Origin of the sequence: Paenibacillus sp. FSL P4-0113 (assembly GCF_038009305.1) — a bacterium.
Taxonomy (GTDB): Bacteria; Bacillota; Bacilli; order Paenibacillales; family Paenibacillaceae; genus Paenibacillus; species Paenibacillus polymyxa_D.
Genome location: NZ_JBBPAZ010000001.1, coordinates 641718 through 662962 on the forward strand (window position 1 = coordinate 641718; position 21245 = coordinate 662962).

Annotated in this window: 15 protein-coding genes and 3 pseudogenes; 12 read left to right on the plus strand and 6 right to left on the minus strand. The window is 39.2% G+C overall.

Features of this window, described 5'->3' with window-relative positions; genetic code table 11:
• Positions 1-16 precede the first annotated feature (16 nt).
• A complete protein-coding gene (locus MKX46_RS02415; RefSeq protein ID WP_341070840.1) occupies positions 17-4018 on the plus strand; it encodes a GH32 C-terminal domain-containing protein in 4002 nt (1333 codons plus the stop codon).
• An 89-nt stretch (positions 4019-4107) separates the two neighbouring features.
• On the plus strand, positions 4108-4389 hold the full coding sequence (locus MKX46_RS02420) for a PTS sugar transporter subunit IIA (RefSeq protein WP_340933924.1): 282 nt from the start codon (positions 4108-4110) through the stop codon (positions 4387-4389).
• Between the two features lie 155 nt (positions 4390-4544).
• On the opposite strand, the gene MKX46_RS02425 is transcribed toward MKX46_RS02420, so the two are convergent.
• Positions 4545-5420 (minus strand): LysR family transcriptional regulator, encoded by an 876-nt coding sequence (locus tag MKX46_RS02425; protein ID WP_341070841.1) that lies wholly within the window; start codon positions 5418-5420, stop codon positions 4545-4547.
• A 133-nt stretch (positions 5421-5553) separates the two neighbouring features.
• On the opposite strand from MKX46_RS02425, the gene MKX46_RS02430 reads away from it, so the two are divergent.
• From MKX46_RS02430 to MKX46_RS02450, 5 genes and pseudogenes are all read left to right on the plus strand, one after another.
• A complete protein-coding gene (locus tag MKX46_RS02430; protein WP_340932238.1) occupies positions 5554-6402 on the plus strand; it encodes an alpha/beta fold hydrolase in 849 nt (282 codons plus the stop codon).
• A gap of 281 nt (positions 6403-6683) precedes the next feature.
• Positions 6684-7798, plus strand: a pseudogene (locus tag MKX46_RS02435) (YbfB/YjiJ family MFS transporter).
• 73 nt (positions 7799-7871) lie between these two features.
• The gene (murI, locus tag MKX46_RS02440) at positions 7872-8660 is read left to right on the plus strand and encodes a glutamate racemase (RefSeq protein ID WP_341070842.1); all 789 of its coding nucleotides are present in this window, start codon (positions 7872-7874) and stop codon (positions 8658-8660) included.
• Positions 8661-8823: 163 nt separating this feature from the next.
• Positions 8824-9224, plus strand: a pseudogene (locus MKX46_RS02445) (nitronate monooxygenase); the annotation flags it as partial.
• A 59-nt stretch (positions 9225-9283) separates the two neighbouring features.
• Positions 9284-9364 (plus strand): annotated as a pseudogene (locus MKX46_RS02450) (tautomerase family protein); the annotation flags it as partial.
• Positions 9365-9402: 38 nt separating this feature from the next.
• Here MKX46_RS02450 and MKX46_RS02455 read toward each other — a convergent pair.
• A complete protein-coding gene (locus MKX46_RS02455) occupies positions 9403-9954 on the minus strand; it encodes a GNAT family acetyltransferase (RefSeq protein ID WP_029515242.1) in 552 nt (183 codons plus the stop codon).
• A gap of 403 nt (positions 9955-10357) precedes the next feature.
• Here MKX46_RS02455 and MKX46_RS02460 point away from each other — a divergent pair, with 403 nt between their 5' ends.
• The 3 genes from MKX46_RS02460 to MKX46_RS02470 all read left to right on the plus strand — a co-directional run bounded on the left by MKX46_RS02460 (position 10358) and on the right by MKX46_RS02470 (position 13380).
• Positions 10358-11140, plus strand: a complete 783-nt coding sequence (locus MKX46_RS02460) for an MBL fold metallo-hydrolase (RefSeq protein WP_341070843.1) — start codon at positions 10358-10360, stop codon at positions 11138-11140.
• Between the two features lie 564 nt (positions 11141-11704).
• On the plus strand, positions 11705-12550 hold the full coding sequence (locus MKX46_RS02465; protein WP_176715734.1) for a DeoR/GlpR family DNA-binding transcription regulator: 846 nt from the start codon (positions 11705-11707) through the stop codon (positions 12548-12550).
• Between the two features lie 26 nt (positions 12551-12576).
• The gene (locus tag MKX46_RS02470) at positions 12577-13380 is read left to right on the plus strand and encodes a Cof-type HAD-IIB family hydrolase (RefSeq protein ID WP_341070845.1); all 804 of its coding nucleotides are present in this window, start codon (positions 12577-12579) and stop codon (positions 13378-13380) included.
• A gap of 1115 nt (positions 13381-14495) precedes the next feature.
• On the opposite strand, the gene MKX46_RS02475 is transcribed toward MKX46_RS02470, so the two are convergent.
• The 3 genes from MKX46_RS02475 to MKX46_RS02485 form a co-directional block, all read right to left on the minus strand.
• Positions 14496-15716, minus strand: coding sequence for a CynX/NimT family MFS transporter (locus MKX46_RS02475; protein ID WP_341070846.1), 1221 nt, complete (start codon positions 15714-15716; stop codon positions 14496-14498).
• Between the two features lie 201 nt (positions 15717-15917).
• Positions 15918-16715, minus strand: a complete 798-nt coding sequence (locus MKX46_RS02480) for a dihydrodipicolinate synthase family protein (protein WP_029515236.1) — start codon at positions 16713-16715, stop codon at positions 15918-15920.
• Between the two features lie 312 nt (positions 16716-17027).
• The gene (locus MKX46_RS02485) at positions 17028-17216 is read right to left on the minus strand and encodes a cupin domain-containing protein (RefSeq protein WP_318627357.1); all 189 of its coding nucleotides are present in this window, start codon (positions 17214-17216) and stop codon (positions 17028-17030) included.
• A 465-nt stretch (positions 17217-17681) separates the two neighbouring features.
• On the opposite strand from MKX46_RS02485, the gene MKX46_RS02490 reads away from it, so the two are divergent.
• On the plus strand, positions 17682-18596 hold the full coding sequence (locus MKX46_RS02490; RefSeq protein WP_029515234.1) for a LysR family transcriptional regulator: 915 nt from the start codon (positions 17682-17684) through the stop codon (positions 18594-18596).
• A gap of 467 nt (positions 18597-19063) precedes the next feature.
• Here MKX46_RS02490 and MKX46_RS02495 read toward each other — a convergent pair whose 3' ends face one another.
• Complete coding sequence (locus MKX46_RS02495) at positions 19064-20011, minus strand: cation diffusion facilitator family transporter (protein WP_025679519.1); 948 nt, start codon at positions 20009-20011, stop codon at positions 19064-19066.
• Positions 20012-20462: 451 nt separating this feature from the next.
• On the opposite strand from MKX46_RS02495, the gene MKX46_RS02500 reads away from it, so the two are divergent.
• Positions 20463-21086: a family 1 glycosylhydrolase gene (locus MKX46_RS02500; RefSeq protein ID WP_340885504.1), complete on the plus strand. Its 624-nt coding sequence runs from the start codon at positions 20463-20465 to the stop codon at positions 21084-21086.
• Positions 21087-21245: the final 159 nt, after the last annotated feature.

Below are 21245 nucleotides of genomic sequence, written 5' to 3' on the forward strand. Positions count from 1 at the left end.
CGAAGGAGGCTCGAGAATGAGGAAAGTCAAAAGAGGAAAATGTTGGATATCGGGAATGGTTATATGGGCTATGGTGCTCCAGCTTGTTGTTCCGGGAATCTCTGTCGCGTCCGAAAATAGAACTGTTGCTGGAGAAACGCTCATTCCTAAGAATGATGTGAAATCATCGGTTACGGATGCGATTTATCAAATCAAGAATATTCCTAAGAATGACATGGGATTGTCAGTTACAGATTCAGTCTATCAAATCCGGAATCCTGGATTTGAAACAGGAGATTTGACGGGATGGACCGTTATCAAAGGCGATGCGTTCGGTCCGAATAGCGTAACCGACGAAACGACTTGGTGGGCAGAAAAAATACCGTATAACCAGGAAGGAGCTTATCATTTAAACGGCTGGAAGTATGACGAATCTGCGACAGGTGTACTTCGTTCCAGCACTTTCGAGCTGGGCGGAAGCGGCTGGATCAGCTTCAAGCTTGGCGGTGCAAAGAACCCAGACAAGGTATTTATAAATATTGTGGAAGTCGATACGGGACAAGTTATTGCCCGATACGGAAATAGCGCATTCGCCGACGTTGGCTTCCCGGATCCTGCGCAGGGCATGCGGCTTGCCAATATGGTGCAATACAAGGCGGATCTTTCCACACAATTGGGCAAGAAACTGTATGTGGAGGTCGTCGATAATGCAACCTCGGATTGGGGAGTCATTTTTGCGGACGCATTCTCCATGTACCATGAGTCGGAGCCAGCTGAAGGAATTGTTGCGACGGATATCAAGCCGGATTTCAAGCGCTATGAAATCGATAATCCAAGCTTTGAAACCGGAAATCTCGATGGCTGGACGGTTGAGGAAGATGCTTTTGAAGTGACTGATGAAGCTCATGCGAGCAAAGAAGGGAACTTTTATGCCAAATCCTCCCTGCAAGGAAAGGGCTCCATCACTTCTAATACTTTCACGCTTCAGGGAACCGGAACAATTAATTTTACTGTTTTGGATATCCTCAAACCGGAAAATGCATATGTTGCACTTTTCGATGCGAACAGCAACACATTGCTTATGAAAACCGGGAATGTCAGCGCGAACGAGAAAATCTCATGGAAAGTGCAAGAACACTACAACAAGAAGCTCTATGTAAAGGTTGTCGATCATTCCAATGAAGCCAGCATTGCCGTTGATAGTTTCCAAGCAAGTGGTAGGGGGACTATTTTCTACTTAAACCTTGATGAAGGCGCAGGAAAGAAAGCGTTGGAGAAAGTACACAATCTTAGGCACGATGTGAACTATGTATTTAACAACGCCAGGTATATGGCATCGAAGGATCCGAGATGGACTCCGCGTGGAATAAAAGGCGGCGCCTTATTGTTCGATGGATACTCGAATTATATTGAGGTCAATGCAAACGTTACTGTGCCTGTAAGCGACGCGTTAACCATCGAAGCTTGGGTTGCACCGCGTAGCTATGAGTGGGGAGACGGAAACAAGCTGTCTGCGATCGTAAACCAATCCGACCAGGATAAAGCGGAAGGCTTTTCTCTTGGTATGTATCGGCACGGTACATGGTCGATGCAAGTAGGCATCGGCGGTCAGTGGATTCAGGTATGGGTAAAGGATCACCCGTTGGAAAAATACAAGTGGAATTATGTGGCCGCTACTTTCAGTAAAGAAGATGGAAAAATTAAGTTATATCTAAACGGTGAGGAAGTGGCTTCCCAAGCAACCCCCGTCAACGTTCCGATCACACCATCTACCGAAAGCCTGATCATCGGGAAAAATAATAAACCTGTAGAGTTAGCAGGGGTGTTCTCCTTCAATATGTTCAGCGGACTCCTAGATGAAGTGAAGCTGCATAATAAAGCCCTTACGAACCAGGAGATACTTGCTGGATATGAGAGCGTGAAGGCGCTTCATGGAGGTTCAATTCCGAAAATTCCGAATGCGGACATTGATGAGGATCCAAGTGTGTTTGACGGAGATCAGCACCGACCCCAGTACCACGCGATGCCTCCGCAAAACTGGATGAATGAAGCACATGCACCGATTTACTATAACGGCAAATACCATTTATTTTATCAACATAACCCGCAAGGTCCATTCTGGCATCAAATCCACTGGGGGCATTGGGTGAGTGACGATATGGTGAACTGGGAAAATGTAAGACCTGCTCTTGCGCCCGAAGCGGGCACCCTAGATCCGGACGGCACGTGGTCAGGCAGTGCAGCGTATGATCGAAACGGCAATCCTGTTCTGTTCTATACCGCTGGCAACGACTCCTTGTCGCCGAACCAAAGAACAGGGTTGGCAACTCCGGCGGATTTGTCCGATCCCTATTTGGAAAAATGGGAGAAATATCCTAAACCGGTAACGGAGCAGAACGGAAAAGGCATCCACAACGAGTTCCGCGATCCGTTTGTATGGTACGACAAAGAGGTGGACAAGTGGTATCAGTTAGTGACATCTGGTCTTCCAGACTTCAGCAGCGGCACAGCTTTGGTGTATGTATCCGATGATATGTACAATTGGAAATATAAGGGGCCGTTATACGTTAGTGACAGAAGCCGTTATCCGGAGTTGGGTACGGTATGGGAGCTACCAGTGTTATTGCCGTTAGGCACGGATAGTACGGGCAAGCAAAAATATATTTTCATGATTAATCCCCATGAAAAGCCGGAGCATGTTCCTCCAGCGAACGATGTGCAAAGAGATGTTGAGGTCTTTTACTGGATCGGGACCTGGGACCGGGATAACTTTAAATTTATTCCTGATCAGGAGGCACCCTCCAAAATGGATGTAGGTGACGGCTATTTAACCGCAGAGAGCGGTCTGGTCACACCCGACGGAAGAACGGTCGTATTCTCTATGGTGCAAAATGTAAGAACACCGCAAGCCGAATATCAATCTGGATGGGCTCATAATTTATCTTTGCCGGTTTCCCTAAGCCTCGATAAGCATGATAAATTGCATATCGAACCGATTAAAGAACTGCAGAGCCTTCGAGGGGAAAAATGGGTTGATTTTTCGAACAAAAATTTGGAGAGTGCCAATCAATTGATTAAGAATGTCAAAGGCGACATGCTAGAGATTGTGATGGAGATTGATCCGCGTGAAGCCCAGAAATTTGGTCTCAAGGTGCGACGCTCGGAAAAAGGCCAAGAAGAGACGCTCATTTACTACGACAAGAAGAACGGGACGTTTAATGTGGATCGAACCAAGAGCAGCATTGATCCGGATGTGCGTGTAGACGGCATTCAAGGAGGATATGTAGATCTTGAAGGAGAGAACTTGAAACTCCATATCTTTCTTGATCGCTCGGTCATTGAAGCCTTTGCAAATTACAAGAAGAAGCTGACAACTCGTGTCTATGTAGGCAGATACGACTCCTTAGGCTTACAGATCTGGGCCGATGGCGATATCAATATCAAATCCATGCAAGTATGGGATATGAATGCCTTAACGGGTAAACCGGCTGCTCCGGTCTATGTACCCGATAAGTGGGATAATTCTGTGTATAAGGATATTACAGAGCTGCCTAACCATGATTTTGCTACGGGCGACTTAACAGGATGGATGACGGAAGGAGACGCCTTCCAGAATGTCCATGTGACCAATACCCAGTTCTTCTGGGACAACATTTTCTTCAACCCGTCGCATAAAATTCCGGGCAGCTACCATTTGTGGGGCTTCAACGAGCAAGCCGGCGGCGACAGCTTAACAGGAGCGCTAAGATCTCAAAATTTCGTCCTTGGTGGGAACGGTAAGATCAACTTCCTTATCAGCGGAGGCCGGGATATAGATCGTCTGTATGTTGCGCTGGTTCGGGCGTCGGACGACAAAGAGTTATTTAAAGAGACAGCGACCAATTATGAGGAATATCAACGTAAGATTTGGGATGCGACGGATTATATCGGGGAGGAGCTTTATATAAAGGTGGTTGACCACTCCAAAGGCGGGTTTGGACATATTAACGTCGATGATTTTAATGTACCTGTTCAGGTAAAGAAGAAAACTAACAACTGACTCTTGTTAATACAGAATACCCGTGAGTCCTGTAGTCACTCCAAGCAAATCGAATAGTCAAATAGCTTATCATTCGAAATGGCATCGGTATTGTATCTGATTCTGGAATTGAGCTTTTGATTCATATTGGCATTAATACAGTAAAATTAAAAGGACAGCATTTCAAACCTGTAGTGAGGGAAAACGACCAAATTACGATTGGTAACAAATTGGTTGAGTTTGATTTGAAGCAAATCGTAGCTGCAGGCTATGATCCAACAGTAATGATCGTTGTTACGAATTCATTTAATTATGATCAGGTCCAAGTCAATTTTGAAAATCCAAACTCGAATCAATTGTTACTATTAACTTCTGAAGAAGCTAAAGGATGATATCCTTCATTCAGTGGATTAATGAAATATGATCCTATAGAAACCGTATCCGCTAGAAGGCTGCGGTTTCTATAAGTTTATTACACAGTATGGTTTGTTCTCGTTAATATGGTGCTCTAAAATGTAGGATATTTTCGATAACTTTCGATGGCAGGTTAAGTAAGATTAAACCTCTGTCTTGAAATCCGGATAAATTCGGATATAGCTGCAGTTTCATAAGTATCTTTACGACGTATGAATAGAGTCGGAACTTTATAGAATTCTTCCGAGATTTCTTGAGATCGCAAGTTATATTGAACCGTGGCTCTTTCAACCACCGAGCGAGGTAAAAGGGATACTCCGAGACCAGCATGAATACATCCAAGGATTCCTTCCAATGTTCCGAACTCCATGATCTTAGCAGGAATAATTCCTTGCAAATGTAACCAATCCTCGAGTTTTCGTCGGTATGAACACCCAACACGAAATACTAGTAAAGTCAGATTTTGCAAATGTTCAGGCTGATCTATTGAGGGGAATTGTCCTCCCGATATAAGCGCAAGTTCCTCAACCCCTACCTCAGTAATATCGAGCTCAGCATGATCAACTGGCGCAGCTACGAAAGCTCCGTCCAACTCGTATTTCAACACTAAATGGATAAGTTCTTCCGTCGTTCCAGTTTTTAATGCCAAATCCACCTCTGGATAGGATTTATGGTAATCAGTGAGAATAGATGGTAGGCGAATCGCAGCTGTGGTTTCAGGCGATCCGATCCGAAGCGGGCCTCTTGGGATCGAGTTATCTGCCACGACTCGTTCTGCCTCTTGAGTAAGAAAGACAATTTTCTCAGCATAGGACTTGAGTGTCTCTCCGGATGTTGTGAGCCGAACCCCTTGCCGGCCACGACGAAATAACGCTGTTTTCAGTTTCTTTTCAAGCTGCTGGATACGGATGCTTATACTCGACTGAACATATTCCATTTTTTCGGCTGCTTTGGTAATGCTTCCTTCGTTCGCAACCGCCAGAAAAATCTGCAAGTCCCGGATGTCCACCGTCATTCCTCCATTTTATTATTGATAATTTTGATATTACAAATCGTATAAATTCATTTTACACGATATTTGTGAGGAGTTACAATTAGTTTAGTGAGCGGCAGGTCTTATGAAGAAAACAGGAGGTTATAGTATGAGGGCCTATCATTCATTAGAGATAGAAGGATTAAACGTATTTTATCGTGAGGCTGGTAATCCCACCAAGCCAGTCATTTTATTGCTTCATGGCTTTCCATCCGCAAGTCATATGTTTAGAGAGCTAATACCTATTTTAGAAAAAGACTACTATTTAATTGCTCCTGATTATCCGGGGTTTGGGAATTCCTCATCACCTGACAGAGAAGATTTCCAGTATACATTTGACCATATTACTGAAATTATCGAAACTTTCATCGATAAACTAGGGCTTACTAAATATGCGTTATATGTCTTTGACTACGGAGCCCCTATTGGCTTTCGCATTGCCAAGCACCATCCAGAACGTGTAACAGCAATAATAAGCCAAAATGGCAACATTTATCGTGAAGGACTAGGAGGAAAATGGGCGGCACGAGAAGATTATTGGCGTTATCCTACACAAGAAAAAAGGGAAAGTTATAGGACAGCATTTGCGCCTAACACAATCAAGGGCCAATATGTTGATGGAACAAAGGAAAGCCAAGTTTCCCCAGATGGCTATACTCTTGATATTGCTTATATGTCCCGGCAGGGAAATGATGAGAAACAATTGGATTTAATTTTCGATTACCAAAATAATGTAAAAATGTACCCGGAATTTCAACAATATCTCCGTGAATATCAGCCGCCCTTGCTAGCAGTCTGGGGTGAAAATGATGTTTCCTTTATTCCGGCTGGTGCTGAGGCTTTTAAGAAAGATTTACCTAAAGCCGAGATTCATTTATTAGATACTGGGCACTTTGCATTGGAAACACATGCATATGAAATTGGAGAACTAATGTTGGATTTTTTAGGAAAACAATAGAATTTGAAGATTCAAAAGTTGGTAAATCCCGGATGGTTTCTACCGTCATTTCTTGTTATAGGAATTGATTTTTTTAATGTTAACTAGGATTTATGTTCATATTAATTGATGTATTGAGAGGTAAATTGAATTTAGAAGGGTGACAGGTCAGTCTCATGGAGAATTCAGGAGCTAAAAATGCGAAATTGTTTAATTCCACAAAGACCATGATCGGTGGTTTAGTTATGCTCATTATTGCAATGGGAATCGGACGTTTTTCATATACTTCCATACTTCCATTGATGCAATCACAAGCTCATCTATCCGCTACGGAATCCGGATATTTGGCAGGGAGTAATAACTTGGGTTACCTTATCGCTGCCTTTGGTGCAGGTTTCATAACCTGGGGATCCCGAAGAGCCTATCATCTTCGGATGCAATTGGTACTCTGCATCATTTTAACGGGACTTATGGGAATCCTTCATCATTTTTATGGTGGATGATTTTGCGCTTTCTTGCTGGAATTAGCAGCGGCCTTATTTTCGTTCTATCATCAAGTTTAGTGTTGGACGCGTTGTTTTCAGATAAGCGTGAAAAATGGGTAGGTATATTTTACGGAGGAGTTGGCGTTGGTATTGTTTTAGTTGGTTTACTTACGCCTTTTCTTAGCATTTTCACTTGGAGGGGGCCTTGGATCGGCCTTTTGATCATTAGTATCATCCTTATCATACCCGTTTGGTCATTTATCCACGATAAAGAGCCGAAACCTATAACTCAAAATGCTGAATCCCTGAGTTCATCAGCGGAAAATCCATCTATTTTCGGCTGGCTACTTATTGCTTATGGACTCGAGGGGTTAGGTTATATTGTAAGCGCGACGTTTCTTGTAGCAATGGTTAAGCAAATGCCTCATATGTCGATTTTTGCTGACTTTAGCTGGATTATCGTTGGGATAGCGGCGGTACCATCAACAGTGATCTGGTCCTGGTGGGCGAGTAAAGTCGGTTACATCAAACCATTGATTATTGCGCTTATCCTGCAGGCTGTTGGGGTCATACTGCCGGTATGGCTTCCCAATATATTCGGCGTGACGTTAGGATCTGTCCTTTTTGGAGGCACTTTTATGGGCATTTCCATGCTTGCTCTCGCCGCGGCTCGTATGTCTAGACCATCCAGTGGTAGTAGAGCAATTGCTTTGATGACAGGATTTTATGGCATAGGTCAAATACTCGGTCCAATCGGAGCCGGAATCGTGTTGGAAATGGCGCATAGCTACAACCTATCACTACTTCTTGCCGCTTTGGTGCTTGTTGTTGCTGCTATAATATCGCTATCCGGTGCAGTCATTTCAAGTCAAAAAGGAGCGGTAGGAAATTTAAACCATGCTCACATTCATCCTGGTCAAGAGCTTAGTTAGATCCTGGGCAGTTTGCTTTGGAATCAGATACAAATGGAATTGGTGAATTGATTCCTTATTGGAGGAATAAAAAATGCAAATAGGTTTTTTTGATTCTGGTATTGGAGGCATTACTGTATTGCATGATACATTAAAAGTTTTACCTAATGAAGATTATATGTATTACGCAGATACAATAAATGTTCCATATGGGCACAAAACGAAAGATGAAGTTAAAAAGTATGTTTTAGATGCTATAGAATTTATTAGCCAGCAAAAAGTAAAAGCGATAGTGATTGCTTGTAATACTGCCACAAGCGCAGCAATCGAAGAAATAAGGGCAAAATACAGTATTCCAATCATTGGTATGGAGCCTGCCGTAAAACCAGCTGTTAAAACAAAAAAAAATATAGATAAACGAGTTTTAGTAACTGCTACTGCTTTGACTATAAGGGAAGAAAGACTTCAAAATCTTATTACTAAATTAGATAACGAACATGTTGTTGATTTATTACCTCTTCCGAAATTAGTTCAGTTTGCAGAAAGTTTTGAGTTTAACGAGCAAATAGTGCTGCCTTATCTTCAAGAACAATTATCTATATATGATTTAAGTAAGTATGAAACTATTGTTTTAGGATGTACTCACTTTTCTTACTATAAAGATGTATTTAGAAAATTATTTTCATCGGATGTTAATATAATTGATGGAAATAATGGTACTGCAAAAAATCTAAAAAAAGTACTGGAAGAAATGAGTTCTTTAGATAGAGGCAACGGTAATATTTCTTTCTATTGTTCAGGAGTCAAAGTCGAGGATAAGGCTAAATTAAAAGAGTTTAATAAACTGTTCAAAAGATTGGATGCTATTAACGAATATAATTGAAAAGTCTGAGATTTTATTATCATTGATTATTGCGCTGATCCTGCAAGTCGTTGGTGTCATGCTGCCAGTATGACCTTCCCAATATATTCGGCATGAGGTTAGGGTCTGTCCTTTTTTGGAGGCACGAGTTCGTCTAATTTTCAATAAAAGGAGGTTTTTAAAGGTGTTTGAGACTGATTTGACGCGTGCTCTTAAAATTCGATACCCGATTTTTCAAGCGCCGATGGCTGGTGGCGTTTCGACGCCCGAATTAGTAGAGGCTGTTTCAAATGCCGGTGGGCTAGGCAACCTAGGGGCGGATACTTAACACCGGAGCAGCTCCGTAGCGAGATCCAAAAGATCAAGCAACGAACGGACCAGCCTTTTGGAGTAAACTTGTTTGTGACTGAGCAATCAGAAGATTCGGAAGAAGCAGTTTACCGGATCACAGATTATCTGAATAAATACCGCATCAAACTTAGAACTGCTCAAAATCCATCTCATATGAAGTTTTCAGAATCATTTGAAGAGCAGCTACTGGTACTGTTGGAGGAGCGTGTACCCTTAGTCCGAAAATTTTCTTTTATTAGAATGGTTGATAATAAATAGGGGAAAATAATTTTTATTAAAGGAAGGAAGTTAAAATGCCATTACTTCGTTTTGATCTTATTAAAGGACGAGATAAAGCAAGCCTGAAAAAACTTTTGGATGTTGCCCACCAAGTATAGGCTTATGGATGGTCCAAAATTACAATTACATCCAATCATTCTGATGTGTAACAACCCAATTCATAGTAAGTATTATTGTTGTAATCAAAGCTTTTAATCACGTCAAGACCAAGCTTTTTGGTGTGGGCAGCGTATGATCTGTGATTGATGTGGTTTATAAAAGTTATCAATATCGGATATTTTTTACTCATTTGCATTCTGGAAAAATCAAAAACCTTTCGGAGTACTACCGTCCCCCTGTAATCCATATCAATGCAAATTGGCCCATACTGATAAGTGTTTTCAGTAGAAAGCGTAGTTCCCTTATATTCTGTATCTTTCAAATCGTCAATCATAAATTGAAAAAAAGGCCACTTAGCCCAATACTTCCATGAGGCAGCCATCACATAAGCAACAATCTTCTGGTCATGACATGCAATCGTAATTCCATTTTCTTTTTCAATTAATTCCTTAAATTGTTCTTCTGTAAATAAGGTTGTTACGAAGCCATCAGGTTTGTCTTTTTCACTAATGGTTGTAATGTGATATTTTTTTTGTAATTCCACTATAGCAGATATATCATCAACAGTAGCGTTTCTATAAATCATTGTTATCCTCCTATATGAAATGAGCTTAAAAAAACTTTACTTCAGCATTCGACATATTGCAACCATTTTAAGTTGTAGGTTTTTGCGAGAGGAAGGCTACACTATGATCAGGAGAGCGTTAACAGGGGGAGAGCGACTGGAATTTCTATTATCCTACCTGTCTTACAAGGGAACATTGGAAAAGTTTTTTAACAATTTTCCCAGGAGGGAGAGGATTTTCAGATCGACCCACTGCAGATTAGTGTAGCCCCTGACGAATAAGTAAATGGAGTTAGTTATTAGATCGCGGCGGGTAAAAGAAAATAAAGTTTTAGACTGACGATGCTTCATTAAGCTAACGGGCAAAATTTCAATGCTAAGTGTATAATTTAGAAGACGTAAAGAATCTAATTTGGAGGCTTCTATGATTAGAGATCTTTGGTTTACAGTGCAACGGATTGATGATAATACATACGCAATTAGTGAATACGGACATTGGGAGAAAGTACATTCATTTTTATTATTGGGAGATCAAGAAGGGGTATTAATTGATACAGGGCTTGGGATTGATAGTATCAAAAGAATAACAGAGCAGTTGACATCTTTACCTCTAAAAGTTATTACGACACATGTCCACACTGACCACATAGGTAACCATGGCGAATTTGAACGGATCTTTGTCCATAAAGGAGATGAAGACTGGCTAATTAACGGGATTCAAGGCTTAACAATAGAGCAAATCAGGAAGAATATTAGAAGAGATATAACCTTGCCTACTCCAGAAAGGTTTAATCCGGATACATACCAACCCTTTAAAGGAAAGCCGACAGGTTTGTTGAAGGATGGTGATATATTCGATCTAGGGGACAGAAGATTAATTATATATCACACTCCAGGACATTCTCCTGGCCATATTTCAGTTTTCGATGAAACAAAAGGGTATTTATTTACTGGCGATCTGCTCTATGATGAAGTGCCAATATATGCCTTTTATCCTTCAACGAACCCTGTCGATTTAGTGAATTCATTAGAAAAGATTGCAAGAATACCCAACGTCAAAATGGTATACGGTTCTCACAATACATTAGGACTTAATCCAATAATTTTAGATGAAGTAAAAATTGCAGTTAAATTTCTGAGGGAACATGATCTCGTCAAATTTGGAACTGGGATTCATAAATTCAACGGATTTAGTGTTCAGTTCTAATAATCTTGTCAAACTAACGGGAAACGTTAGCTCAATAAAATAGCGACAGTCTAGGACTTTATTTCGTGTTATTAGGTCAATCAGAGATTTCTGGTTGGCCTTTTTTCTTAGGCACCATATGATGGCGGTAGCCGAGAGAACGTTGACTTTATTGGGGCGGGCCCGTCGTGAAAACAGTTCTGTCACTGCCCTCAATGACCATGTTTGAGCTGGTTGAGACAGGGATCTCGTATCACAAGCGAAGCTATGAGGGAACCATCGTGGGAGTGGCCGCAACTTTAATATTAGGGAGTGTGTTATGGAGCCGGTTGTAGGATTAGATGTGGATTAGTTTCCTATTTTAATACGCGAGGAGTGCAAGCATTTTATAATCAATCCACTTCAAACTAAACGTGCGAGAAACACGCAACTACGAAAAGTAAAAACCGACACTGCAGATGTCAAAAGATTGAATTTATCAATAAATAGGCAAAATGAATAAAGTCCCTGGACTCTTAATGCGATGTGCATGCGGACCGGGGACTTGCTATGTGAAATACTCAATATAAGCGGTTTGCTTAATTTTTGAAAAAACACTTAAAAACACTTAACAAAAAGCGTCTAATCGCTTATGATGAATATAGGGAAAGGGGGAGGGGTTATATTTACCAAGAGGAACGACTTTTAAAAATTATGGAGTATCTCCAAAGCCGTAACCAATTATCAAATTCGGAAATTTGCGATTTATTGAACATCTCGAGAGATACGGCAAGAAGGGATATTATTAAGCTTGTTCATGAAGGGGGGGTTATCAGAACCCATGGAGGTATTGCCTTACCCTTATTAAAAGAAGAAATAAGAGCCTACAAGGAACGTGTAACCTCAGCAACAAAGCAAAAGATGCTTATTGCAAAAGCAGCTTCTGAGCATATCGCTGACGGAGATGTATGCTTCATGGATGTATCGACTACCATTCAACTGCTCTGTGGGCAATTGGACAAGAATCTGACGGTTTACACACACTCGTTGGATAATGCAGAAGCTTTATCAGCAAAAAGTGAAATTAACATAAATTTGCTCGGGGGCAAATTTAATCATGAAAACCGTTTTTTTTATGACTACGACACGGCTATGCAGTTGAACGATGTTTTTTTTGACAAAGCTTTTTTAGGAGCTGCCGCCATTATGGAAGACGGAGTGTATTTTGCGAACCGTGATGATGCTTTAGTTAAAAAGCTGGTATCGAGGCGTGCCAGAGAAGTATTTTTACTTGCCGATTTCAAAAAATTTAATTTAACAAGCCCGTTTAAAGGTCTGAATTTTTCCGAAATTGATATTCTAATTACAAATCAGGATGCCCCGAAGCATTCATTGCTGATGTTGCAGGATAGCGGAGTAGAAGTTATCAAGGTGCTTGAGGAAGAAAAGTGATAAAAAATCGCAAGGGAGCATGGGCCATGATACAAGCAATCTTTAGCGATATTGACGGGACGTTGTTAAATTCAAAACATCAAATTACATTCGACACCAAAAATACAATCCAAAAGGTTGTGGGAGGAAATATCCCTTTTGTACTCGTTTCAGCGAGAATGCCAAGCAGCATTTTTCCTCTTCAGCAAGAGCTCAATATTAACGCTCCCGTCATTTGTTATAGCGGTGGTCTAATATTGGGCTGTAATAGGGAAATCCTCCATAGCATCTGTTTATCGAAAAAGAGCATTAAACAAATATACGATATTGTATCGGATCATTATCCTTCTATTAGTTTTAACTTATATGGCTATGACCAGTGGATCGTTGATAACACTCAAAATCCTTGGGTAATTCAGGAAGCGGGAATTATTAATGGCTCTCCCATACAGAGGGTGCTTTCCTCATATATAGAAGAAGATCATGAAACTCACAAAATTTTATGCATGGGACCTCCCGAAGACGTTGAGCGGCTTGTACAACAAATCAAAAATGAAGTTACTGGTATCAGTGTCTATAAATCCAAGGGAACCTATCTGGAAATTATGGATGAGATGGTGTCCAAATCGTATGCCATTCAGGAACTCGAGGGGATATTTAATATTACTTATCGTGAATCGATGGCCATTGGAGACAACTATAATGACATGGATATGATTTTGTACGCAGGCCTAGGAATTGCAATGGGGAATGCGCCAGAGGAAGTTAAGAAAATTGCCGACTGGGTCACATTGAGTAATGATGAAGACGGTTTGAAAATAGGCTTGGAGAAATACATTTTGTCCGTTTGAAATGATCCAGTGACATTGTATATCCAAACACCAAAAAACTGTAGGCATTAGAAATAGAACAGAGGGGGACACATAACCCTGAGGATACTGAGTTTGTATCTTCTCGGTCTGCGAGTGACGAGAACGGTAGAAAAAGAAAAGCAGAGTGAGACGACAAAAAGAGATCAACGTGTTCCGACCGTTGATCTCTTTTTTGTTGTGCTCAATCAGCACGACAGATTACAAAAGAGATGAGGAAAGTTAGGTTGGGAGTTTGGTCGTCTGGATTTGTAGTGAAGAGCTTATTTACCTGTAATGCAGAAGAGCAGAAGGGATTAGCGATGCACGTTCTTATTATGCGCATCAAAAATCTAGTTTAATGAATATATAAGTATACTAAATATCACATTCACATAGGAAATCATACGAAAAGGTCCCTAAATATCCATTTTTCATCAGTAAGATCAGAAAATAATTTGGCAAAGTTCATTTACTTCTAGATGGAGGTGAGTTGCATTTTGTTTTAGGTGTGTTTTTAAATAATCTTCTCCAGCTAATTGACAATTTATCATTTGTCGGGTGACAAGAACATTGTTACATTCCCGATAGGATTTCATCGACGGCGACAGAGGCCCTTTTATTAAACTAAAGGGCAGGATAGTCAATTTTTTCACAAATACTTTACATTTGAAAGAAATTTGCGAAATTCGTAGATAAGAGGTTATGAGAAAGTAATGTAAAATAGATATTAATTGTAATTTGCAAGAAATATGTCGTACCGTTCGGCACAATAGCATGCAGCGCTTCCATGAGCTTGAGTGAGGAAACTAAATCATTTCCAGGGAACTTAATGATTAAGTGGATCAATTCGAAAGATCCCAGGAAATAAAGAAATGATCTCGCCAAATTTGGAACTGGGATTCATAAATTCAACGGATTAGCATTCAGTTCTAATAATCTTGTCCAACTCACGGGAAACGTTAGTTCAATAAAATAGCGACAGTCAGTAAGAAGTTCTCTTGTTTTCAACTATCCATTCCCCTTTATATATTAATACCAATTACAAAAAAGTCCCAAAAACAAATGTTTTTGAGACTGGGTTAAAAACCAAGTATTCTTGTTTACTAACTGGTACCCTATGCTACATATTCATTTTTTCCTGCGCCTATACCCGTGATAAAGATAATAACAGAAGTTAAAACTAACATCAGTAAGGAAGTATTCCAATTATGTGTCACATCATGCAACCATCCAAATAAGACAGGGCCGATAGCAGACAAAAGATAACCTAATGATTGAGCCATACCGGATAATTCTGCTGCCCCATTCGTATCTTGAGTACGTAAACTAAAAAACATCATAGCTAAACTAAAGGCAAATCCCACTCCAATTCCAACCATAATTATCCATATTGGAATAAGGATCGTGCTTCCGTGTAAGATACCGAATACCCCTCCAATAAGCAAGACGACTGAAACCAGTACTAATGAATGCTGCTTCTTTAAACGTCCAGCTAAAATAGAGACAATAAACGTAGTAGGAAGCATAGCAAATTGCATTAAAGACAACATCCAGCCAGCTGCATGAGTGTTCAGCCCTTTTTGTTCAAGAATTTCAGGAAGCCACGTTATCATGGTATAAAAGATTAAGGATTGAAAACCCATAAATAACGTGACATTCCATGCTAGTTTAGAATGCCATAAGTTTATAGATTTAACTTTCTTTTTAGTTTGTACAAATCTAATAGATTTATGTTGATTTTGTATTAGTGGTAACCAAAAGAAAAGTGTAAGAAGAGATAAGATTCCCCAGCATCCGAGACCTCCTGACCATCCTAACCCTGATAATGAGGAGATGGAAATACTTATACCGGATCCAATAGCTCCACATAAATTCATAGAGACTATATAAATCCCTGTTATCATTCCTACATTTTGTGCAAAGTTATGTTTAATAAGACTGGGGAGTAATACATTACCAATGGCAATACATGAACCAATTAAGATTGTTCCTATAAATAAGGTTATTACACCACCAAAAGAACGTATTCCAAATCCAATGGTTAATAAGATTAAAGAAATAAATAGGATAAACTCCGTACTAAAACGTTGAGCTAACTTAGGGGCAAAAGGGGATAAGAATGCAAAAGTAAGTAAAGGTACTGTAGTTATTGTCCCTGCTAGTATATTAGATATGCCTAAACTGTCACGTATAGAATTTATTAGTGGACCCACTGATGTTAGTGGGGCTCTGAGATTGGCTCCCATTAGGATGATACCTATAATAAGTAATCCTATTCTAGGCTTTAGATCCGGTTTCGGTTGTCCTAGTTGATTGGTTTTTTGTGAAATACCCATGATCGCTATAGATCCTCCGTATTTAATACTAAAGCTTTTCTAAATTAGGTAATCAATTCATTTATTGTTTGGATTGCCACACTTCCATATTGTTCCACAATAGTAACCGTAAAGCAGAGAACATAATAAAATGTTGTTTTCTACTTGACGGTTACTTTTAAACATTTTAATTAAATTAAGCGAATTTTTGGACTTCCCCCGTTAGTTAATAGGAGAACGACAAGCTCCTACTTTTATACCTAAAGAATTATAGTGATTTTTTATGTTTATGATGGCTTGACCACTTGTAACTTTATTAATTAATTGTTTTATCTTCCAAAGGTCTACTGGTTTATTCATTAATAAGTCATTAAAAATTTGTTTGATTTCTTGTGGGTAAACATTTCCTACCATACTAGAAAGTCCATTACATCCATTCATTATCTTTTCTATAAGATTTACATCTCCACCAGCGAACATGATGAAATCATCTGGTAAGTCAGTATTATGGTGACGTTTGGCATCACTCTCTTCTTTAAGTCCTACAAGGTTAGAGTACTTCTGGTTAATAACAGTCTTTAATGATTCAGCACTTAGCTCAAATCCTGTTCGGAAAGGATTATTATAAAGGACAACGTTTTTGGTGGTATGTTGTAGCAGCTCATTGATATAAGAAATAGCTTGTTGTTGTGTCGGCTGAATGTAAGGTGGAAACTGAATTAGAATAGAATCAAAAACAGATTCCTCAAGCTTTTTAACCAGTTTTATTGCATTTCTTGTTGTTGTAGCTGATACGCCAAACATCAGTTCAACATTTTCAAATTTTTGTTGATTAAAATAATCAATAATATGGATACGCTCTTCAATGCTCATTGAATTTTGTTCGCCTGTCGTAGCAGACACAAGTAGTGAATCTATCCCGTTATCTGTTAAATGTTTAACAATAGGATTGAATCCTTCTAAATATAAGCTCTCATCATCACGAAAGGGAGTTGGAATAGCAACATTAAAATTTTTCATCAGTTATATCCTCCAGTGTATATACATTACAAGAACTAATTTGTACATAAGGTCAAATACTAAATCCTTTCAGATAATTTTTAAAAGGTATATTTGAATGACTAAATTGTTCTATGTTCATGTTGTTTAAAGTTTGGTTACATTCTTCAGGCCAAAAGTATTAACCAATCTTTTCTAGTTATTCTTTATTTGTGTATCTGGTTTGACTATGTGACGAGGTGTACTACCCACCGGTTTCTCTAAAAACCAAGTGCCCATTGAAGTAAGAACCGGTACATTTTGAAACGTGTAAATAATAGCATCCTCTGTTTGCTAAGTGTTGCAATGCTCATGAGCAGAGCAAGGAGGAGCTAAGAATAGGTCGCCTTTTTTCAATTCAATCTTTTCTCCATCCACGATAATATAACCCTCGCCCTGAAATACTAGATTGAGAGCTACATTAGTATGACGATGAGCTTTATTATGCCCACCAGGTTTAAAAATTTGGACGACTACTTTCATAGTTGATGAAGTTCCATGCGTATCCCCTGTATGATTATGAATGAGTGACAATGTTCCACGGCCACTTTAAAGAAAGCCTTCCGATACAGATTAATTGAGTAATGGATAAATGTCTTTCCATTTCCATGAACATGCTCGAACGGCAGGCTTACTACTCTTTATTAAAAACTCACTGTAGTAGATAATCTCTGTTTTTTGACTACCCATCTTATCACCCCCACAAAATTTTTACACAGTTTAAAGAATTTATACTTTTAGGATTAAATGGATCTCTGTGCAACTAATAGTCTAAGACAGTTCAATCAATAGTACAATTCAATTATTTATATAATAACCATAGGTTTAACCTATGATATAATGTGTAATATCTAAGATTGTTTATAGTATTCCTATTGAAATTCATGTTAATAAACTTGCAAAATGTAAAGGTAGGAACTATTACCGTTTAAATCAGGAGGCTTAAGAATGGAGTTAAGACAACTTGAATATTTTTACGCTGTGTGCCAAGAGCTACATTTTACAAGAGCAGCAGAAAAGGTAGGGATTTCTCAACCTTCTTTAAGTCAACAAATTCGTTTGTTAGAACATGAAATTGGCACACTTTTATTTGATCGCATTGGTAAAAAGACGGCTCTTACGGAATCAGGGGAATTACTCTTAAAGTATACACGTAACATTTTTCATGAACTGGAACAGGCAAAAACCTCAATAGATGAACTAAATGGCCTTCAAAGAGGAACCATTTCTATAGGCACCTTGTTAACCGTTGAAAATTACCTCATTCCGCCCACATTACGTAGTTTTCATCATCTATATCCTGGTGTTAAGATATCTGTGTTTGGATTACGTACTGGGGATATTCAAAAACAATTGTTAGAAAATAAGCTGGATATAGGCATTGTTTTTTTACCTATGAAAGGGGATGAATTAGAAACCATTTCTTTATATAGAGAGGAAATGGCGTTTGCAGTGCCTGTTGGACACCCGTTAGAGAATCAGGATAAATTAGGTATAGAAGTCTTGCAAACAACACCTTCCATCTTACTTCCTGAACAATATTTTATAAGACAGCTTATAAATAAAGCTTGTAAAGATGTGGGGTTTATTCCAGAACCGGTCTTTGAAATTACAACCATGCAATCTTTAATTAATATGGTTATAGATAGGATAGGGGTAACTATATTACCGCGACCTTACTTAGAGTACCTTAACCATCCTCGTATCAGAATTATTCCCATTTTAAATGTTAATCTTGCTCGATATATAGGAATTATCTACAGGAAAGATAAATACCTGAGTGCTGCGACACGTATTTTTATTAATACTCTAAAAGAGACTTCACTCCATTTGACTCAGAATTTTATGAAAGGCACTGATTAAACAGTCCACTCATTTTATTAATCTTTATTTATATACTACTGGACATATAAAAGAAAGAAGCTACGACGGTCAGTTCTTTTTTGGTTTGGAAAAGTCAGAGGGAATAGCTTCAGGTGCTATTAATATGTAAAGAACGGAAAAGTCACCATTTCAAAAATAATAAGGTCACCTTGAATCACTGATTGAATCGTACCAAAGGGCAATCGCGTAGGTAAAGATGCGTACGAAAAACCGTATTGTGATGGTGGGCAGACTTGAATTATCTCGATTCAGATATGAATTTGACTTTTGAGAAAATAATGAGGTTTATACTAGATGCCATCGCTCCATTTAAGAAGGAATGACCCATTTTGCGTTAACAGACTTGGATCTAAGTCTACAGAACAAATTTCCAAGGAGTGCATTGGTACTTAGGGGAGCGGTCGAGGATTCAGCCGCTCCAAAAAAGTCAAACAGTCCTCCTTTTATTAATGGCTATGATGTGCATGTGCATCCGGCGCACCTGACTCTATAGTGCACATAATGGATTCATCGTGTCTATGCTGTTCGGACTCGATCTGCAAAGTAGAGTGAGGAATGTTCTTATGCTCCAGCATATGCTCGATACTATGCAGTAGGGCCTCGGTTTCATACACTGTTTTATTTCCATCAACTACAATATGCGCAGTCAGAGCGTTTAAGTTGCTAGTAATTGACCAAATATGCACATCATGTACGGCTTTCACACCTTCGAACTGCGAAATGGCTTGTACGACTTCCTCTACATCAATGTTACGGGGTGTTCCTTCCATAAGCACATGCAGGGAAGACTTACTAACAAAGTAACCACTGCGAAGGACAAGTACTGCGACAATTACACTAGCAAGTGGGTCTGCCCAACCCCATCCCAAGAACATCATCAGAAGAGCGGCAATAATCGCTCCAACAGATCCCAGCATATCGCTGAGGACGTGCAGATAAGCACCTCTCATATTCAGGTTGTGCTCTGTATCGCTACCTCGCATCATAATCCAGGCAACGAGTATATTAATGAACAGGCCAACAATACTGATAACTAGCATCCCTACTGTAGCTACTTCTGGAGGATTTATAAACCTTTCAATCGCTTCGTAAAAAATGTATAAGGCAATCGCAATCAGAGTAACACCGTTTAGCATTGCAGCCAATATTTCAAATCTCCTGTAACCAAAGGTTTTTTCCTTATTGACAGCTTTCTCTCCAAACTTAAACGCGAACAAAGCGATCGCCAACGCAAGAGAATCCGATAACATATGACCTGCATCCGAGAACAAAGCTAAACTATTGGTAATAAATCCACCAAAAGCTTCGACCAGCATGTAAGTAGTGATGATGATGAAGGAGATCAGCAAAACTTTTTTATTGTTGTGTCGATGTCCATGATTATGTCCTGCCATACATATCCCAGCTTTCTATTTTATTAACATATGAGCAACTGTTCATATGTTTTATTGACTTCAATTATATGTGGGGAAAATATACACGTCAAGTGCAGCATGGCGCAACTGTACAGTGACAACAAGTTTATCCCTTACGAGGAATTTGTAATATTTAATGCGGCGGCTATTAGATAGAGTTACTTATGGGAATGACATAAGATAATTTCGCTTTAATCGAAATTATAGGATTTATTTCGACATAATTAGATTCTCTTAGAAAAAGGAATATTGAAGTATTTGACGAATCATTCCATTGATACAATTTCTCCCATAATGGGGTGAATGTATGTACACACCTACCAAGTTAAATAAGATTGGGGTAAATAGATGGTTTGCTTTTAGTAAGAAGCTTAACTGAGAAGTCACGTTTTATGGAGAGCTAGAATATGATCACTAGGTATTAATTGGAATGGATCCAGAGGTAACAAATTATTGCGAAAAACCATTTGAAATCAACCACTCATATTTAAAATCTGATTTTTTGACTCTGAATTACTATGCCAGTGACACAGCCAAAGCCTGTCCAGAGGTTGCCGATGAACAGTGGTCGGGAGTTAATGTCTCTGGTATCAAGGGAGAAATATCTGGCTTCGAAACACATCCGGGCTTCTATGAAATGTGCGAGAATCCTGCTCTGGAGACTACAGACTGGGCTATAGATCCAACTGGACTGGAATACATTTTGCGTGATATTTATACAAGATATAATATGCACTTGATGATCACAGAGAATGGTCTTGGTGCATACGACGAGTTGACCATTGATGGGAGGATTCATGATGATTACAGAATTGATTATTTGAAAAACCATATCCTCGCAGTTAAAAAAGCGATTGATTTTGGTGTAAAGGTCATTTCCTATAATCCGTGGTCTGCCATCGATTTATTATTCACTAGTAACGGATATAAAAAACGGTATGGATTAATTTATATAGATCGAACAGATGATGATATCAAACAATTAAAGCGTTATAAAAAAGATTCTTTTTATTGGTACAAAAAAGTTGTTGAGTCAAATGGGAAAGAAATTTAAGGACCCGTTGAACAAGAAACTCCGCTGAGAACTTTAATATGAGTCCCTTATAAACTCCACGAACAAGCCACTAATCTGTTAGTCTAGGATTAGTGGCTTGCTGTTGTTGGTAGACAATACAAAGTTGCTCTAGAAGTCGTCTAAATGGAGGCTTTAGGG

Bases quoted from the DNA above. Each gene is read 5' to 3' on its own strand.
- murI (WP_341070842.1), top strand. From the start codon at position 7,872: ATGCAAATAGGTTTTTTTGATTCTGGTATTGGAGGCATTACTGTATTG.
- MKX46_RS02460 (WP_341070843.1), top strand. From the start codon at position 10,358: ATGATTAGAGATCTTTGGTTTACAGTGCAACGGATTGATGATAATACA.
- MKX46_RS02415 (WP_341070840.1), top strand. From the start codon at position 17: ATGAGGAAAGTCAAAAGAGGAAAATGTTGGATATCGGGAATGGTTATA.
- MKX46_RS02495 (WP_025679519.1), bottom strand. From the start codon at position 20,011: ATGGCAGGACATAATCATGGACATCGACACAACAATAAAAAAGTTTTG.
- MKX46_RS02455 (WP_029515242.1), bottom strand. From the start codon at position 9,954: ATGATTTATAGAAACGCTACTGTTGATGATATATCTGCTATAGTGGAA.
- MKX46_RS02480 (WP_029515236.1), bottom strand. From the start codon at position 16,715: ATGAAAAATTTTAATGTTGCTATTCCAACTCCCTTTCGTGATGATGAG.
- MKX46_RS02500 (WP_340885504.1), top strand. From the start codon at position 20,463: ATGGATCCAGAGGTAACAAATTATTGCGAAAAACCATTTGAAATCAAC.
- MKX46_RS02470 (WP_341070845.1), top strand. From the start codon at position 12,577: ATGATACAAGCAATCTTTAGCGATATTGACGGGACGTTGTTAAATTCA.
- MKX46_RS02490 (WP_029515234.1), top strand. From the start codon at position 17,682: ATGGAGTTAAGACAACTTGAATATTTTTACGCTGTGTGCCAAGAGCTA.
- MKX46_RS02430 (WP_340932238.1), top strand. From the start codon at position 5,554: ATGAGGGCCTATCATTCATTAGAGATAGAAGGATTAAACGTATTTTAT.
- MKX46_RS02475 (WP_341070846.1), bottom strand. From the start codon at position 15,716: ATGGGTATTTCACAAAAAACCAATCAACTAGGACAACCGAAACCGGAT.
- MKX46_RS02485 (WP_318627357.1), bottom strand. From the start codon at position 17,216: ATGAAAGTAGTCGTCCAAATTTTTAAACCTGGTGGGCATAATAAAGCT.